Raw genomic sequence first — 17382 nt, 5'->3', positions numbered from 1 at the left:
GGCTCGCTCCCACAGGTTTCATAGTAATTCCTGTGGGAGCGAGCCTGCTCGCGAAAGCGTCATACCGTTCGCCCCATCTCTTGCGGTCAACCGCTCACCACCGCATCCGCACCCCCATGCTGCCAATCAACCCGTTCAAGTCATTGTCGTCCACGTCACTGCTGTAATCGGCGCTGACATACAGGCTCACGGCCGGCGTCACCCGGGCAACCAGGCCCAGGCCGACTTCGACCGTCGAGGAATATCGACTGCTGCTGATCTTGTCGACCTGATCGAGGGTCACGGTGTTGCCGGTATACACCGTGTGCCACAAGTTGGTCCGCACATAGGGTTCGACGCCCAGGCCATTGATGTCGTAACTGCCTTTCAATTTGGCACCGACCCGGCCGCTCCACGAGGTCAGGTCGCTGGACGATGCATTGCCCGAGCCCGCATTGGGCGTATCCAGGGTGATGCGCTGATTGATCAATTGCGCCTGGGGTTCAACCACCCAGTTTTCGCTGATACCAATCGGAAACCCACCTTCCACCGACAGCGTCACCGCGCTGCCTTCGGTGGCTTGCCGGGCGCCTTGTTCGTTACGGCTGAAACCGTTGACGCGGCCGCCACTGGCCGACAGGTCGACGTGCCAGCCCTGTGGCCCGATCAGGCTGTAGTAGGCGCCGAGGCTTTCGCCTTGCAGGCTGAGGGTGTCGGTGCGCGGGTCGGACTGACCGCGATTGGTCAGCAGGCCATTGCTGTTGCCCTGAATCTGGCTGGTGCCGCCTATCAGGCCAACCCGTTGGGTGTGGCCGCTGTTGCTTTGCAGGGTCAGGATCGCCGGGCCTTTGAGTTCTCCGGCAGTGGCATTGGTGAAGCCTTGCGCCAGGGCATCGGTTTGCGCCTGGCGTGAGGCCTGGCCATAGATCTGATCCCAGGCAAAAGGTGTTGCGTCTTCGGTGGTGAAGTGACTACTTCGCAGATCGGGGGCAGGGCTGAAACGACCGGGGTACGTGGTGGCGAGAGCGGGCAGGGTGAGCACCGGGATGTCCTGGCTGTACCAGGGCGTTGTTTCTTCTTCGGCCGGTGAAGCCTGCACTTCCATGGAGGAGCACAGCAGGAGTGAGCTCGAGACAGTGCAAAAAGTGACTTTGATCTCTTGTTGGGTGAATGAGGTTTTCATGGCGTGGCTACCTTGCAATCGCGTGCCGTACGTGCCTTGGCGTCTCTCCTACCCCGAGCGAGGGGCGACCGAATGTAGGGAGGCAAGCCGGGGGCCGCCCGATTGCGCGGGAGTCTGTGGGGGCTTGCCCCTGATAGTGATTCCGGGGGTAGTACGGTGAAGTCAAGAAGACCCCGGACACTGCGTCAAGAAAATGGCCGATAAGTGGTAGGGGTATTTTGTGTCTTATAAGTGACTGATTTACGGCGCATCCCTAAGTTCTTGTTTAATGGTCAAAACGTCAAAAAAAGGTGCGGACTAGAGCGGTTGCTCGGTGTCACCAGCTCAGTCGGATACCCACGTTGCCGGTGGTTCCACGCTGCTGATTGCTGTCTAGATTGCTGCTGTAGTCGACATTGGCGTACAGGCTGACGTTCTTGGCGAGGGACAGGCTGGCGCCGACGCCGATCTGCGCCCAGGAGGATCGCTGCTGGGTCTCGATGTCGGTGGTGTCGGCAAAAGTGACTGTGTCGGTGCCTGAAAAGGTGTGCCACAGGTTGGCACGCAGCCAGGGTTCCAGCGACCTTCCTGCGACGTCGTAACGCCCGTTCAGTCGCACGCCCAGCCGACCGGTTTCGGTGGAGTCGGCATCAAAAGACACCCGGGAAATCCCGTCGTCCTGGCTATCGAGATCCACCTTCTGGTGGATGACTTGCGCCTGGGGTTCGATCACCCAGTTGCCTGCCAGCGGGTACGGATAGCCGGCCTCTGCCGACAGGGTGAGGACGTGACCGTTACTGTCCAGCTTGAGGCCGCGGTCGGAATGGCTGTCACCGTCCAGCCAGGTGTACATGGCCACCGTATCGAAATACCAGCCCCTGGGGTCAGTCAGGGTCCAGTACAGGCCGAGGCTGTCGCCTTCGATGTCGACTTTGCCGGCGCGATAATCCTGATAACCCTGGTTGAAACCGTCGACATCACCCTTCAATTGACTGTGGCCGATGAAGAAACCGCTGCGTTGGGTGTGCCCGCCAGCGGTCTGCGAGGCGGACAGGTCGTGACCCACCTGGTAGCCTTTCAGCGAGCCGTCGAGCCGAGGCGCGACGGTGCCGGCCCAGGTCTGGTCGAAGTCCTGGCCATAGACCCGGCCCCAGCCCGCGCCGAAGGCCCCGGTTTCAGTCAGCAGGCGTTGACTGCCCTGACGATCATGGAAGGTGCCGAGTGCAGTCCGGGCCAGTTGTGCGGCGGCTGGAGGCATCACTGACCAGACGGGCACTTCCTCGCGGTACAAGGGAATCGGCGCGGCACCGGGTATTGGCGTTGGCAGTGCCGGACTGCCGACAGTGGCCTCGGGTGTTGTCAGCGACGGGCTGCTGGCGGCGGCCACGGGGATCGCCACCAGGGGCACCAGTTGCACCACGGGCGGCAGTGCCGGGTCGGGGTTGGCCACGGTCACCGCCACCAATGGCGGTGCCACGACGGAGGAACGCAAATACCAGCTGTTTTCGCTGCCGGGGGTGACGCCACCCTTGAACAGCGCATATTTAAAAGCGCCGACCTCCACCGGTGCCTTGAGTGTAAAAGCGCGGTTGTCGCTGATGGCTGCGCCTTGGGCCTCAACCACCTGAATGCCGTTCTGCAAAGTGAGTGCGCCAGCACCGCCCTGGTTTGTGACGGTGATGGCCGTGGTGCCGGTCAGGGTTCCGTTATTGACCATCAGTTTGTCGCTCTGCGACTGGTCATCACCGAGCACGCTGTGCACAAACAATTGACCACCGCTCCCGGCGTAGTTGCCCTGCACCGTGAGGGTATCGCTGGTGCGGGTATTGCCGCTGCTCAGGTCGATGATTCCGGCGTTGTTCAACGTTGCGTTCTGGCCGGCGGTGAAGGGCGCGATGGTGCCTTGGGTCGAGGTCAGCACGCTGTTGCCGTCGATATTGAACACCCCGGTGCCACTGGTGCTGTCACCCAGTGCGAGAGTACCGGTGAGATCGAACCGGGAGCCATTTTTCAGATTGAACGTTTCGAAGTTGAGGTAGCGGTCGGCACCCGCGGTTGTGGTGTGATCGAACGTCAACACATCGTTGCCGGCGCCACCGTCGAGGTTCGAAGCCTGGGCGAGGATGTTTTCGTCGAGATTGCGCAGGGTCGCAATGTCATCACCGCCTTCCATGAGAATCTTCGAGCGCAGGACGCCTGCGCTGTCCCACAGGAAGGTGTCGTTACCGACGCTGGTGCGGATCTCGCCGACCACCTCGCCACCGGTCACCGTGATGCTGTCGTTGCCACCGCTGACGCTGATGAAGCCGCCGATCTTGCCGCCGGACACGATGATGGTGTCAGTGCCGAAACCGGTGACGACGTTGCCATCGACCTCACCGCCGGAGATGTCGAACAGGTTGTTATCGAGTTTCATGTCGACCCGACCGATCCTGCCTCCGCTCATCCTGGCGGTGTCGCCATCCTCGAAAGCGTTAATGATCCTGCCACCGGTCATCACGAAGAAGTCGCGGCTGTCGCCCTGGGCCAGGGACTTGATCGTGCCGCCACTCATGGTGAAGTTATCGACGCCGTTGCCCTGTTGCACCGCCCCGGTGATCTGCCCGGCGCTGATGTTGAGCGTGTCGGTTCCATCACCTTGATCGAGCGTACCGGCGAGGGTGCCCGAATCCAGGGTGACGGTATCGTTGCCGGCGCCGAACCTGACGTTGCCGTTGATCGTACCGGTGCCATTGGCGGGGAAGGTCAGGGTGTTGTTGCCCGCGAGGTCGGTCAGTGGTCCGCTGCTGGCACTGTCGCAGACGAAATTGTCGTTACCGGCGGTGGGAGCAAGCGTACACGCCGCGCGGGCGGGATGGGACCAGCCCACGCACAGAAGGAGCAAAACGACGCAGGCACCGTACAGGTATTTGGGTAGATCGCTGGAAAACTTCATGCTCGTCTCCGCTTGTGGATCGGCGACTGAGTGGCCACATGTCAAAAATGGCAGGCTTCAGACACCCCAGGCAGCGCGAGTTGCGAGACAGCATCGGGAAGGTAATCCCCCCGTAATCGGAAACCTTCAGCAACGACGGCCACTATGCGTCGCACGCCCTTACATTCAGAGTGCGGACGAGAGCAACGTAGCAGCAGTGATTTTGTGCATCTACTGTCAAAAGTAACAGGTGAAACGATTAATCAGTCGGCCATCAACTGATTTAGATCTGACGGGAAGAAAGCTCAGAGACGAACTTCGACGGCCAGTGGCAAATGATCCGACAAGTGCGTCCACGGCTTGGTCCCGAGTATCCGGGGTTCATGGCTGGTGGCGTTGCGCAGATAAATGCGATCCAGGCGCAACAGCGGGAAGCGCGCCGGGTAGGTCTTGGCGGGGCGGCCGTGATGGCGTTCGAAGGCTTCGTGCAGATAATCACGACGGGCGAGGGCGGCGTTGCCTTGCAACTGCCAGTCATTGAAGTCGCCGGCGATGATCACCGGCGCCTGTTGGGGCAGGGATTCGAGCAATTGGCAGAGCAACTGCAACTGAAGCTGGCGATGGCTTTCCAGCAGGCTCAGGTGCACGCAGATCGCATGCACCTCGGCGTGCCCTGGCACGTCCAGTACGCAATGCAGCAACCCACGGCGCTCAGGTCCGGTGATCGAGACATCGAGGTTGCGGTATTCGCGGATCGGGTACTTCGACAGCAGGGCATTGCCGTGGTGGCCATCGGGGTAGACCGCATTGCGGCCATAAGCGAAATCACTCCACATGCTGTCGGCGAGAAATTCATACTGCGAAGTCGATGGCCAATCGTTGTAACGCGAAGAGTGGCGATCGTGTTCGCCGACCACCTCCTGCAAAAACACCAGGTCCGCCGATGTGCTGCGCACCGCTTCGCGCAGTTCCGGCAGGATGAAACGTCGGTTGAGCGCGGTAAAGCCCTTGTGGGTGTTGACGGTCAGCACGCGCAATCGATCAATGGTCGGGGTTTCGTTCAACGGCATTGATTCGACGGTCTGGGGTTTGGAGGTACGGGTCACTTTCACTCCTCTGAATCAAGGCTGGCTTATGCATGCGACTGATGGAGGGGCGGGCAGTTCAGTTTGGGTGATTGTAGAACCGATGCCGATCGACTGTGGGAGCGGGCTTGCTCGCGAAATCGGTGGGTCAGTCAGCGTCAATGTTGGATGTGAGGGACTCTTCGCGAGCAGGCTCGCTCCCACCGTTAAATGTTGTGAAATCAGACGAAGACGATTTCATAAGGCAAGCGCATCCGCTCCAGCAACACCCGTGGCAGCAACGGGGCGATGCCGATGGCCGGTTCTCCGTCCAACTGACTGGCGTAGGCATGGGTCGCATGGCTTTTACGGGCGACCGTCCAGGTGTCCAGGCGTATCTTTCGGGCGCGATGCCAAGGGATCAAATGCCGATCGCGGGTCGGCCAGTGCCAGGCCCAGACCGGCACTTCATTGAAATCGGCACCGGCGATGGTCGCGGCGTGGGCGCTGGCTCGGCCGACGGCGTCATGGTCACTGTTGCCATCTTCGGACCAGGTGCTGAACACCACGTCACCGGGCCGCAGGTACCGGGCGATGAACTGCGTCAATTCCAGCTCATGCTCGGCCAGGCCGGTGTCGGTGAAGCCGCCGCGAATCCACTTCAGGCTGTGCATCGGCAACCCGAGGCGGCGCAAGGCTTCAACACTTTCCTGAACGCGAAACACGCTCAGGCGTTTCTCCGACCATTGCCGGGAACCAGGGTGGCTGGCGCTGCCGTCCGTCACCGAAATCAACTGCAAGGGATGGCCCATGGCGCTGAGCAACTGCAGCAGGCCGCCACAGGTCACGACTTCATCACCGGGATGCGGGGCGATCACGACCACACGGGCGCCGGGCGGTATCAAGGCTTGGGTGCTGATGACCGGAACGTTATCCAGTTGCGGGGCGCTGTTCCAGATTTGTGCCGAGAGGCTGTTTTCGAGGAGAGAGACCGGTTTCATGGTGACGTCCTTGTGCTCGTTGATAGCATTTTGCCGCGTTCCGAACCCTGGAATCGCCGCGAGCAGAGTATTGCTCATGTATCGCTATTCGTCGCGTTGATGTTCCCCTGTGGCGAGGGGATTTATCCCCGTTCGGCTGCGAAGCAGTCGTAAATCCGGAAAACTCAAGTCGTCTGAACGTATACGGGGGGGCCGCTTCGCTGCCCAACGGGGATAAATCCCCTCGCCACAGGGGGGAGAATATTCAGCCGAATCGGTTCATTCCTCTTCCTCACGCTGCAACTCGAACAGCAGCAACGAGCGACCCGTCACCGAATACTCGTGACCGAATTCGAAGCGTTCCTGACCGCGTATCGCAGGCTGGTTGGTGTCGATCATGCAGGTCCAGAAACCACCGTCGGGCACTTCCGGCAGGGTAAAGTTGACGATGTCGTGGTAGGCATTGACCACCAGCAACAGGGTGGCGTCCGCGCCTTTGCGGCGGATGCCGGTTTCCTGGGCGCGGCCGTCGAGCAGCATACCCAGGCAACGATTGTGCGCATCGTGCCAGTGTTCGGTGGTCATCTCGCTGCCATCCGCCGCGAGCCAGGTGACGTCCTTGACGCCAATGTCCTCGTTGTAATTGCCCACCAGAAAGCGCCCACGCCGCAGAATCGGGTAGGCCAGGCGCAACTTGATCAGGCGCTTGACGAACTTGAGCAGCGCCTTGCCGTCTTCGCTGAGGTCCCAGTTGACCCAGCCGATTTCGCTGTCCTGACAATAAGCGTTGTTGTTGCCGTCCTGGGTCCGGGCGAACTCATCGCCCGCCACCAGCATCGGCGTGCCCTGGGCCAGCAGCAACGTGGCGAAGAAGTTGCGCATCTGCCGATGACGCAGGGCATTGATCTCGGGATCGTCGGTGGGGCCTTCGACGCCATGGTTCCAGGACAGGTTGTTGTTGCTGCCGTCCTGGTTGTTTTCGTCGTTGGCTTCGTTGTGCTTGTCGTTGTACGACACCAGGTCGTTGAGGGTGAAGCCGTCATGGGCGGTGATGAAATTCACCGAGGCATAAGGACGCCGGCCGCGCTGATTGAACATTTCGCCCGACGCGGTCATGCGACTGGCGAAGTCCGCCAGTTGGCCATCGTCGCCTTTCCAGAAGGCGCGCACGGTGTCGCGGAATTTGTCGTTCCATTCCACCCAGCCCGGTGGGAATTTACCGACCTGATAGCCGCCAGGTCCGCAGTCCCAGGGTTCGGCAATCAGTTTCACCTGGCGCAGTACCGGGTCCTGGCGGCAGGCGACGAGGAAACTGTGGCGCTCGTCGAAACCATCGTGATAGCGCCCGAGGATGGTCGCCAGGTCAAAACGAAAGCCGTCCACGTGCATTTCCGAGGCCCAGTAGCGCAGGGAATCGGTGACCATTTGCAGTACGCAGGGGTGGCTCAGGTCAAGGGTATTGCCGGTACCGGAATCGTTGATGTAGAAGCGTTTGTCCTCCGGCATCAAGCGGTAGTACGAAGCGTTGTCGATGCCGCGCATGGACAGGGTCGGGCCTTGTTCGTTGCCCTCGGCGGTGTGGTTGTAGACCACGTCGAGGATCACTTCCAGATTGGCTTCGTGCAGGTGCGCGACCATCTCCTTGAACTCGGCGATCTTGCCGCTGGCCAGGTAGCGCGGGTCGGGGGCGAAGAAGGCGATGCTGTTGTAGCCCCAGTAGTTGGTCATGCCCTTGTGCAACAGATGCTGGTCGTTGACGAAGGCGTGGATCGGCAACAGCTCCACGGTGGACACGCCGAGCTTGCGGATGTGCTCCAGCACGTCGTCGACCATCAACCCGGCGAAAGTACCTCGCACGTTCTCGGGAACGCCAGGGTGGCGCATGCTGAAGCCGCGCACGTGGGTCTCATAAATGATCGTCTTGTCCCACGGCACGCTCACCCGGTGGTCGTGGCCCCAGGTGTGCGCCGGGTCGATGACTTTGCATTTCGGGACGAAGGGCGCGCTGTCGCGCTCATCGAAACTCAGGTCGGCGTCCGGATGGCCGATGGTGTAGCCGAACAACGCCTCGGACCATTTCAACTTGCCCACCAGTTGTTTGGCGTAGGGGTCGATCAGCAGTTTGTTCGGATTGAAACGATGACCATTGGCCGGGTCGTACGGGCCGTATACGCGGTAGCCGTAGATCAGCCCCGGATGGGCATCGGGCAAATAGCCGTGGTAGATCTCGTCGGTGTACTCCGGCAGTTCGATGCGTTCGATTTCCACCTCGCCGTTATCGTCGAAAATGCACAGTTCGACACGGGTGGCATTGGCGGAAAACAGGGCGAAATTGACCCCCAGACCGTCCCAGGTCGCACCCAGCGGAAAGGGCAGGCCCTCACGGATACGCGACGGCTCGTGAGGGGCTGGCGTGTCTTTCTTTGGACGGGTCATAGGTGCTCCTGCAAAGGGGGGCATGTGGGAGCAAGCCTGCTCGCGAAAGCGTCATGTCAGTCGACATCAATGTTGGCTGTTACTCCGTCTTCGCGAGCAGGCTCGCTCCCACAGGGGGTACATGCGCGGCGAACGGGTCCACTGTGGCGAGTAAACCCGCCACGCAGTCATTCAGGTCAATCGCGAAAAGCGTCAGAGGGCAGACGGTTTTCGCGCGGCGCGAGGCTTTTTCTCGGCGGCTTTCTCGCCCGGTGGAATCACCTTGGAGGCGGCGGCCGGTTTGGCCTTGGCTTTGGTTTTTGGCTCAGCCTTGCCATTGAGCGATTTACTCACCGTCGTTTTACTCGCCGGTGCCTTGGCGGCGGCTTTCGGTGCCTTTTTCGGCGCCAGGGCTTCGGCCTCTGCCAGCTTGCGCGCCATCTCCCAATGACGGGTTTCCTGGCCCTCGGGTTTTCCTTCGGACTCCCAGATCTGATAGGCAAACTCGCGGATGCGTTTATCGTCGGTACTCATCGCAATGCTCCTGAACAACTCAAGTGTCGGTAGTTTGGATAAAGAGATTGACCGGGCAGTCCCCCAGCGCGGCGCTGATAAACAGCTCCCTGTGTTTTGTGACTGCGACGCTCGAAAAAAGTCCCTTGAGATTTTCCTCGGCGCTCGCAAACGGCAAACGGACCCGTGTATCGCCCCACTGCGGCGCGTTCACCCGGGGTTCGGCACTGTTTTCCAGCAGCGATGCGCAACGTATCGGCACGATCACGATGGCTCGTTTTCCTTCATGTTCTCGAACAAATCCCAGTACCCGATGCGCCTGGCTGCCGAGCACTTCGAGGGGTTGGTAAGTCCCCCGTCGAAACAGCTCGGAGTGCCGGGCGCGCAGGTTCAAGGTTCCGGCAATCAACGTCTGTTTGATGCGCCCGTCACGCCAGTTCGCCAACAGATCGGGCACGTCCGCCTTCTGCTGCAAGGCCTGTTGGCGGCTGGCGTAATCCACTGGCCGGCGGTTGTCCGGATCGACCAGTGAGAAGTCCCAGAAATCGTTGCCCTGATACAGGTCCGGCACTCCCGGCACAGTCATGCGCAGCAAGGTTTGCGCCAATCCGTTGAGTGCGCCGGGGGCAGCGATAACCTGGGCTGCTTTACCCAGGGCCGAGCGCAGCAGCTCGCCTTCGGGCGTTAGCAACAGGCGTTGGAGAAAGGCTTCGGTCGCTTGTTCATAGGTCTCGTTCGGCGCACTCCAGCTGCTTTGCAGCTTGGCTTCACGCAGGGCTTTGCGCTGCCATTGCCAGACACGTTCGGCATAGGCTTGCAAGGCGGCTTGGTCATCGTTACGCAGATCCAGCGGCCAACTGCCGAGCAACGCCTGATACAGGATCAACTCGTCGCCCGCCGAGGGTGCCTGGTCATCGTTGCGCAGCGGGCGGGCGAGGGCGCGCCACAGGCCGATCTGGTCGGCATACCAGGCGCCGCGTTCGCTCAGCACTGCCAAACGCGCGCGGGTGTCTTCACCACGCTTGTGGTCGTGGGTCGCGGTGGCCAGCAGGTTGTCGGGGAACTCGGCCAGACGCCGTTCACACGCGGCATGAAATTCAGCCACCGGCGCGCTGAACTGCTCGGTGCTGAAGCCGACGTCATTGCGCGACAGCAGTACCGCCGAACGATAGAACGCGGTGTCTTCCACCGCCTTGGCCGCCGCCGGTGACGTCAGTTGCTGAAAGCGCACGCAGGCATGCTTGAGCCGCTTGCGTACGCGTCCCGCCGGGCGTTTGCGCCAGGGCTCGCCGCCCAGCCAGCCGGCCAGGCAATCAAGGACTGGCCAGTCCGCTTCGCCGAGGGTTTGTCGGGCGCCGTCCAGGGCTTGCCGGAAAAACACCTCGTCCCGGGCCGAGCGACCCAGGGGACTGATGTAGGTGCGATACACCGGGAAATGCACGATCAATTCCTGCAAGGCCCGGCGAATCGCACCGAGGGTCAGGTCGCGGGTCATCAGGTCATCCCGGGCCACTTGCAGCAGAGCCTGGGCGACACTTTCGAAATCCCCGGCCAGGGAGCCGTTGAGGATCTGCTGGCGCGCCAGTTGGGCTTCCTGATTGAAGTCGGCGGGGCGTTCGCTGTAGCGCTGCCAGAGGTCGGCCAATGTCTGTTCGCCCTGCGGATCGTGCTGCAGCAGCGATACCTGATTCATGAATTCATAGCCGGTGGTGCCGTCCACCGACCAGTCACGGTGCAGGGTTTCACCCTCGCCGAGGATCTTCTCGACATAGATCGGCAGGTGCCGGCCCGGTGCCAGACGGTCGACCCGCCGCCGCAGTTTGCGGCAGTAGCCCCGAGGGTCGGCGAGGCCGTCGATGTGGTCGATGCGCAGGCCGTCGAGCAAGCCGTCCGCCACCAGCTGGAAAATCTTCGCGTGGGTCGCCTCGAACACCGCCGGACGCTCCACCCGCAACCCACCCAATTCGTTGATATCGAAAAAACGCCGCCAGTTGATGTCGTCCGCCGCCGTGCGCCAACTGGCCAGTCGATAGCTCTGGCGTTCCAGCAGATTGTGCAGTCTTTGGAAACCGTCAGGGGTCAGTGTGTCGTAGTGTTTCAGGTTGTGTTCGATGGTCTGGCGTATTTGCGGATCGCTGGCCAGTTCGCGCAGTTCGTCTTTCAATGGCATCGCCAGGTTATGCGCGTCGGACTGATAGCTCAGGGTGCTGAAGCGGTCCGCCAGCGACTTGAGCGGCTCGGCATCGGCCTTGAGCAGTTCGCCGAAATGGCTGGGACAGATCGGGAAGTGATGGTCGTAATGCTCGACGTGAAAGGCACCGCGCTGCGCATCGAAACGCAGGGGCAGGGTGCCGTCCTGCAAGGCAGTGCCGTAGTCGCTGCCGAGGAATGGCAACAGCAATTGGCCTTCCATCAACGGATCGGGCGAGTGCCACTGAATATCGAAGAACTCACCGTAAGGGCTCAATCGGCCCCATTCGAGCAGGTCCAGCCACCAGGGATTGTCGCTGCCGCCAACGGCCATGTGATTGGAGACGATATCGAGGATCAGCCCCATGTCCTGGCTGCGCAATGCACTGACCAGTCGATGCAACGCCGCTTCACCGCCCAGCTCCGGGTTGACCGTAGTCGGGTCCACCACATCGTAGCCATGCATCGACCCGGCGCGGGCACTCAGCAGCGGCGAGGCATACAGGTGACTGATGCCGAGGCGGGCGAAATACGGCACCAGCGGCACCGCATCGTCCAGGGTAAAACCTTTATGGAACTGCAGGCGCAGGGTGGCCCGTAGCGGTTGCATTGGCGGTTGGCTCATTGATCGCGCTCAGCCGCCTGAAGCCGCGCGCAGGCTAGCAACTCCAGGCGGCGGGCGGCGTCGGGGTCATCGAGCAGGGCTTCGCTGTATCCGGGCAAGCGTCGCGACCAATTGGGGTGAGTGTCGATGGTCCCGGGCAGATTGGCCTGCTGTTCGATGCCCAGGGCGTCTTCCAGCGGCAACAACACCAGTGGCGCCCGGGTATGGCCGAGGAAGCGCACACTGGCGTCGAGTACCTGGTCGGTCTCATGGGATTCCTCGCGAAAGTTCTGCGGGTCCTGGCTCAACGCCCGACGCAGGCCTTCACGCTCCCGTTCACGATGGTGACGCCACTCGATTTCAGCGTTGGCATCGATCAGGCCCAAGCGGGCATTCCAGTCGATGTCACGGCCATGCCACCAGCCATTGAGGGTCGGCAAATCGTGGGTACTGGTGGTCGCCAACGCGTTGTCCGGCCAGTCGAGAATCGGCTTGAAGTGGGTATTGTCCTGTTCGAACAGCAATACGCGCATGCCCAGCATCGAACGGGTGATGAGTTTCTCCCGCAGGCCGTCCGGCACAGTGCCGAGGTCTTCGCCAAGGACAATGGCCTGGTGGCGATGGGACTCGAGGGTCAGCAGGCGCAGCAGGTCGTCCACCGGGTAATAGAGGTAAGCACCATCGGCGGGCGGTGCACCGTTGGGGATCACCCACAGGCGTTGCAGGCCCATGACATGATCGATGCGCAGCCCACCGGCGTGGGCAAAGTTGGCGCGCAGCATTTCGATGAAGGCTCGGAAGCCGTTGCGCACCAGGCCTTCGGGGGAAAACGCGGAAATCCCCCATCCCTGGCCGCTGCGGTTAAGGATGTCCGGTGGCGCACCCACGGTGAGGGACGCCAGCAATTCATCCTGGCGACTCCAGGCCTGGCTGCCGCCGCCATCGGCACCGACGGCCAGGTCGGCAATCAAGCCAATGCTCATGCCGCTGCTGCGGGCTGCGGCTTGGGCGCGTTCCAGGCAACAGCTGATCAGCCACTGGCAAAACGCGAAGTAACCGATGCGTCCGGCATTTTCCTCGGCGAATTCGGCCAGGGCGACGCTGCGCGGGTTGCGCCATTGCTCGGGCCAGTGCCGCCAGTCGAGGTCTTCGCCCTTGGCGGCGCGCGCCTCCTGAATGGCTTCGAAACGGCAGTGGTTTTCCAGGGCTTCGCCCCCGGCGTGGCGGAAACTGCTGAAGTCGGCGTGCAACGGGTGTTCGCCCTGCACGAAGCCTTCATACAGCGCTTCCAATAGACGGTGCTTGGATTCGGCGGCTGCCGGCCAATCGATCAGCGACAGATTTTCCAGATGCCTGAGTTCGTCAGCCAGGCCGGTGGCGTCGATGGCGGCACGCAACGCACGCTCGCCGAGGATTGCGCCCGGCGCGCAGTACAGGCTGTTGAGGAACAAACGACTGGATGGCGAATAGGGGCTGTAGCGTTGGCTGTCGCTGGTGAACATGGCGTGCAACGGACTGATCGCCAGCGCTTCGGCGCCGCGTTCTCCCGCCACCCGCGCCAAGTCCTCCAGGGCCTGGGTATCGCCGAAACCGCCATCGCCGGCGCGGCGCAAGGCGTACAGCTGCACGCTCAGGCCCCAGGCCCGGGGCGTCGGGTTTTCAACCGCATCGCCGACGCTGTAGCAGCGCTCAGGCGCCACGGCCAACGTGAAGGTTTGTCCATCGATGCTGACTTGCTGGTATCCGACGGGAATCAGCCCCGGCAGCGTTGCCTCGGCATCCAGTTTAAGGCTGAGCCGCGAACCGTCTTCGAGATGGATCTCGCACGGCGTTTGCGGCTCGAAGTAATGGGCCAGGTTCAGGCCGACACCGAAGTCGGCGGTGAGCAAGGGCGGCAGGTATCGGGTCTGTTGTGCCTGCTGCAACTCAAGCAGGCTGGCGTCGATTTCCTGCGCGCTGCCGGCCGGGTGGCCAAGTCCGGTCAGGACATGGCGCAAGACCGAGGGGGCGACCTTTTGCGGGCGGCCGTTGGCATCGATCCAGTCGACCGCCAGGCCTGCCCGGCTCGCAAGTATTTCAAGCTGCGCATCGCTCATTGACGCTCTCCATCCGGGGGTAGCAAAGGGGCCGGGGCCTTGAGGGTGACCAGCGCGCAATAAGGGGCAAGCGTGCCCTGGCCCAACAAGTCGATGGCGTGCAGGGGGTGTTCGAACAGCACAACAGCGTCGGCAACCGGGGTGTGGACCACCGGCGTACCGCGCAGGTTCAGGTCAATGCGCAGGACACTGCCATCACCCAGCAACCAGCGCGCCGAAACCGCACCTTCACCCAGTACTTCGGCATGCAAGGCCTGGGCGCCGGGCAGGCGCGGGATGATGTGGCGATGGCGGATGCTCAGCAATTGCCGATACAGATCGTGGCTGGCCGAAGCGTCGGTCAGCAGGGGGCGAGACGCCTCGAAGGTCTGTGGTGCGTTCGGATCGGGAATCTGTTCGCGTCGATGGGGATCGGCAAAGTCGCTGAACGCGGCAAACTCGTTGCGCCGTCCTTCGCGCACCAATCGCGCCAATTCGCCGTGGTGGCTGGTGAAAAACAGAAACGGTTGCTCGGCGGCACACTCGTCGCCCATGAATAGCAGCGGAATCATCGGCGACAGCAGCACCAGCGCGGTGGCGGCTTTCAGCGCATCGGGATGCGCCAGTTGATGCAGGCGTTCGCCAAAGGCGCGGTTGCCGATCTGGTCATGGTTCTGCAAAAACAGGATGAAGGCGCTGGGCGGCAAGTGCCCGCTGGGCTCGCCACGGGGTTTGCCATGGCGGTTGATGTGGCCTTGAAAAACGAAGCCCTGGCTCAGGCAACGGGCCAATTGTTCGGTTGGGTCTTGCGCATAATCGGCGTAGTAGGCATCGGTTTCGCCGGTCAACAGGACGTGCAGGGCGTTATGGCCATCGTCATTCCACTGCGCGTCGTAACCCTGCGCCAACAGGCTGGCCTGGTTGTGTTCGTTTTCCAGCATGAGCCAGACGTGCCGCGCCGGATCGGTCTGCTGGCGAATCCTTTGCGCCATTTCCTGGAGAAAATCCGGGCTTTCGATGGCGTGCACCGCGTCGAAGCGCAAACCGTCAAAGCGGTACTCCAGCAACCACATCAGCGCATTGTCGATGAAGAAATCGCGCACCTCGCGCCGTTGGAAGTCGATGGCCGCGCCCCAGGGCGTGTGTTTGTCCTCATTGAAGAAGCCCTTGGCGTAGCGATGCAGGTAATTGCCATCCGGGCCGAAGTGGTTGTAGACCACGTCGAGAATCACCGCCAGGCCATGACCGTGGGCGGTATCGATCAAATGCTTGAGCTGTTCTGGCGAACCGTAGGACGCCTGGGGCGCGTAGGGCAGCACCCCGTCGTAGCCCCAATTGCGCTCGCCGGGGAACTGCGCCACGGGCATCAATTCGATTGCAGTAATACCCAGTTCGACGAGTCGCGCCAAATGCTGCTCGACGGCCGCGAAACCGCCGAGCGCACCGACGTGCAACTCATAAATCACCGCCTCGTTCCACGGGCGACCCAGCCAGGTACTGTGTTGCCATCGATAAGCGAGCGGATCGACCACCACGCTGTGCCGGTGGATGTCCCCGGCCTGGGCGCGGGAGGCCGGATCGGGTACCTCCAGCTCGCCATCGATGTTGAAGCGATAACCCGTGCCCGCCGGGCAACGGGTGTTGATCACGAACCAGCCGTCAGCCTGGGGCAACAACGGCAAGGACTGTCCATTTTCCAGTTCGACACTGACGTAGAACGCATCTGGCGCCCACAACGCAAATTGCGTGTGATCCGCGTCCAGCATGATTGCGCCGTGGGGCCAGGTCTCAAGGGTCCGTAACGGCATCTTGAAAGCCTCTTACTGTTTGTTCGATTTCCCCAGTGCTTTAGCCACCAGTTGTTCATAGAGTTCGGCGTAGGGTTCCACCGCCTTGCACCAGTTGAAAGGCGCCGCCATGGCCCGGCAACGCATGGCGTGCAGCAGGTCGGGGAAGGCGAAGACCTTGAACGCGCGGCTCAGGGCTTCTTGATAGCTCTCCACCGTGGATTCGTCGAACAGGAAACCGGTCACGCCGTTTTCAATGGTGTCGGCCAGGCCGCCGGTATTGCGCGCCACCGGCAGCGATCCGAAACGCTGGGCGTACATCTGGCTCAACCCGCAGGGTTCGTAGCGCGAAGGCATCAGCAGGAAGTCGCTGCCGGCGAACATGCGGCGGGCGTCGGTTTCATTGAAGCCGATGCGCACACCGATCTGGCCGGGAAAGCGCAGCGCCAGTTCGCGCATCGCCTGTTCTTCTTCCGGCTCGCCACGACCGATGATCGCGATCTGGCCGCCGGATTTGACGATGTATTCAGAAACCGCTTCGGTCAGGTCCAGGCCTTTCTGGTAGACCAGTCGCGAGACCACGGCAAACAGCGGGCCTTCGGAATCTTCCAGGCCAAATAGCTGGCGCACGTGGGCGGCGTTGACGGCCTTGCCTTCCCAATCGCCGATGCTGAACGGACGGAACAGGTGCGTGTCGGTGGCGGCGTCCCAGCTTTCGTCGATGCCATTGGGAATGCCGCTGAGCAGGCCTTGCTGGGTCTTGGCGGCGAGAAAGCCGTCCAGGCCGCAGCCGAAGGCCGGCGTGGTGATTTCCTGGGCGTAGGTCGCGCTGACCGTGGTGATGTGGCTCGAATAGGCCATGCCGGCCTTGAGGAACGACATCTTGCCGTAGAACTCCATGCCTTCCTGCTGCAGGGCGTGATGGGGAATGCCCAGTTCAGGGCACGAGCCCAGGCTGGTGACGCCTTGATACGCCAGGTTATGGATGGTGAACAGGGTCGGGGTGCGCTGTCCGCGCCAGTGCATGTAGGCAGGTGCCAGCCCGGCGGGCCAGTCGTGGGCGTGCACCAGGTCCGGGCACCAGTGGATCTGTGCCAGGTTGGCGGCGATGTCGGCGGCCGCCAGGCCCAGGCGGGCGAAGCGAATATGGTTGTCAGGCCAGTCGCGGCCATTGTTGGCGCCGTAGGGCGAACCTTCGCGCTCGTAGAGTTCAGGGCAGATCAACACGTAAATGACCAGGCCATCGGGCATGTCCATGCGCCCGATCTTGCACGGTGGCAGTGCGGCATGTCCGCCCAGTTCACCGATGATATGAATCGGGTTTTCGCTGTGCAGCACTTGCGGGTAACCGGGGATCAACACCCGCACATCATGCAGGTGTGTCATGGCCCGGGGCAGGGCGGCGGAAACGTCACCCAGCCCGCCGGTCTTCACGAGGTCGGCAATCTCGGACGTGACGAACAACACTTTCTTCCGGTTGGGATTCTGCCGGATCACCGGGGCCAGTGTCCTGGTGCCGGGAACACTGATTGGCTGGGCAGTTGGGGCACTCACGGAGCTCGATTCGCCGACATGCTGATGAGCACGTTCTCCCTGAACATCTAAAGCCGTACTTATCATATGAATCTCCCGTGTTGTTGATCTAATTCTTAGCTCTGGCAAACGGTGTTTCATTTGGCCTATTCCCTCGGCCGGGCGC

Annotated in this window: 10 protein-coding genes; all 10 read right to left on the bottom strand. The window is 61.8% G+C overall.

Features of this window, described 5'->3' with window-relative positions:
- Positions 1-94 precede the first annotated feature (94 nt).
- The 10 genes from HNQ83_RS26040 to glgA all read right to left on the bottom strand — a co-directional run bounded on the left by HNQ83_RS26040 (position 95) and on the right by glgA (position 17303).
- Entirely contained in the window at positions 95-1162 is a 1068-nt protein-coding gene (locus HNQ83_RS26040) for an autotransporter outer membrane beta-barrel domain-containing protein (RefSeq protein WP_175391641.1), read from the bottom strand.
- Between the two features lie 316 nt (positions 1163-1478).
- Positions 1479-4076, bottom strand: a complete 2598-nt coding sequence (locus HNQ83_RS26035) for an autotransporter outer membrane beta-barrel domain-containing protein (protein WP_175391639.1) — start codon at positions 4074-4076, stop codon at positions 1479-1481.
- A gap of 284 nt (positions 4077-4360) precedes the next feature.
- Entirely contained in the window at positions 4361-5125 is a 765-nt protein-coding gene (locus tag HNQ83_RS26030) for an endonuclease/exonuclease/phosphatase family protein (RefSeq protein WP_178132109.1), read from the bottom strand.
- A 236-nt stretch (positions 5126-5361) separates the two neighbouring features.
- A complete protein-coding gene (locus HNQ83_RS26025; RefSeq protein WP_175391644.1) occupies positions 5362-6120 on the bottom strand; it encodes a PIG-L deacetylase family protein in 759 nt (252 codons plus the stop codon).
- A 258-nt stretch (positions 6121-6378) separates the two neighbouring features.
- Positions 6379-8535 carry a glycogen debranching protein GlgX gene (glgX, locus tag HNQ83_RS26020; RefSeq protein WP_175391636.1) on the bottom strand — a complete coding sequence of 719 codons (2157 nt, stop codon included), beginning with the start codon at positions 8533-8535 and terminating at the stop codon, positions 6379-6381.
- A 192-nt stretch (positions 8536-8727) separates the two neighbouring features.
- Positions 8728-9048 (bottom strand): DUF2934 domain-containing protein, encoded by a 321-nt coding sequence (locus HNQ83_RS26015; protein WP_175391634.1) that lies wholly within the window; start codon positions 9046-9048, stop codon positions 8728-8730.
- 19 nt (positions 9049-9067) lie between these two features.
- Positions 9068-11842 (bottom strand): malto-oligosyltrehalose synthase, encoded by a 2775-nt coding sequence (locus HNQ83_RS26010; RefSeq protein ID WP_175391633.1) that lies wholly within the window; start codon positions 11840-11842, stop codon positions 9068-9070.
- On the bottom strand, positions 11839-13917 hold the full coding sequence (gene malQ / locus HNQ83_RS26005; RefSeq protein WP_175391631.1) for a 4-alpha-glucanotransferase: 2079 nt from the start codon (positions 13915-13917) through the stop codon (positions 11839-11841). The genes HNQ83_RS26010 and malQ overlap by 4 nt, the downstream gene beginning before the upstream one ends.
- Positions 13914-15704 (bottom strand): malto-oligosyltrehalose trehalohydrolase, encoded by a 1791-nt coding sequence (treZ, locus tag HNQ83_RS26000; RefSeq protein ID WP_175391629.1) that lies wholly within the window; start codon positions 15702-15704, stop codon positions 13914-13916. Before treZ ends, malQ begins: the two co-directional genes overlap by 4 nt.
- A gap of 12 nt (positions 15705-15716) precedes the next feature.
- On the bottom strand, positions 15717-17303 hold the full coding sequence (gene glgA / locus HNQ83_RS25995; RefSeq protein ID WP_175391627.1) for a glycogen synthase GlgA: 1587 nt from the start codon (positions 17301-17303) through the stop codon (positions 15717-15719).
- Positions 17304-17382 lie beyond the last annotated feature (79 nt).

The sequence above is a fragment of the Pseudomonas sp. C2B4 genome, assembly GCF_013359695.1.
Taxonomy (GTDB): Bacteria; Pseudomonadota; Gammaproteobacteria; order Pseudomonadales; family Pseudomonadaceae; genus Aquipseudomonas.
This window is presented reverse-complemented; position numbering and strand designations above follow the sequence as displayed.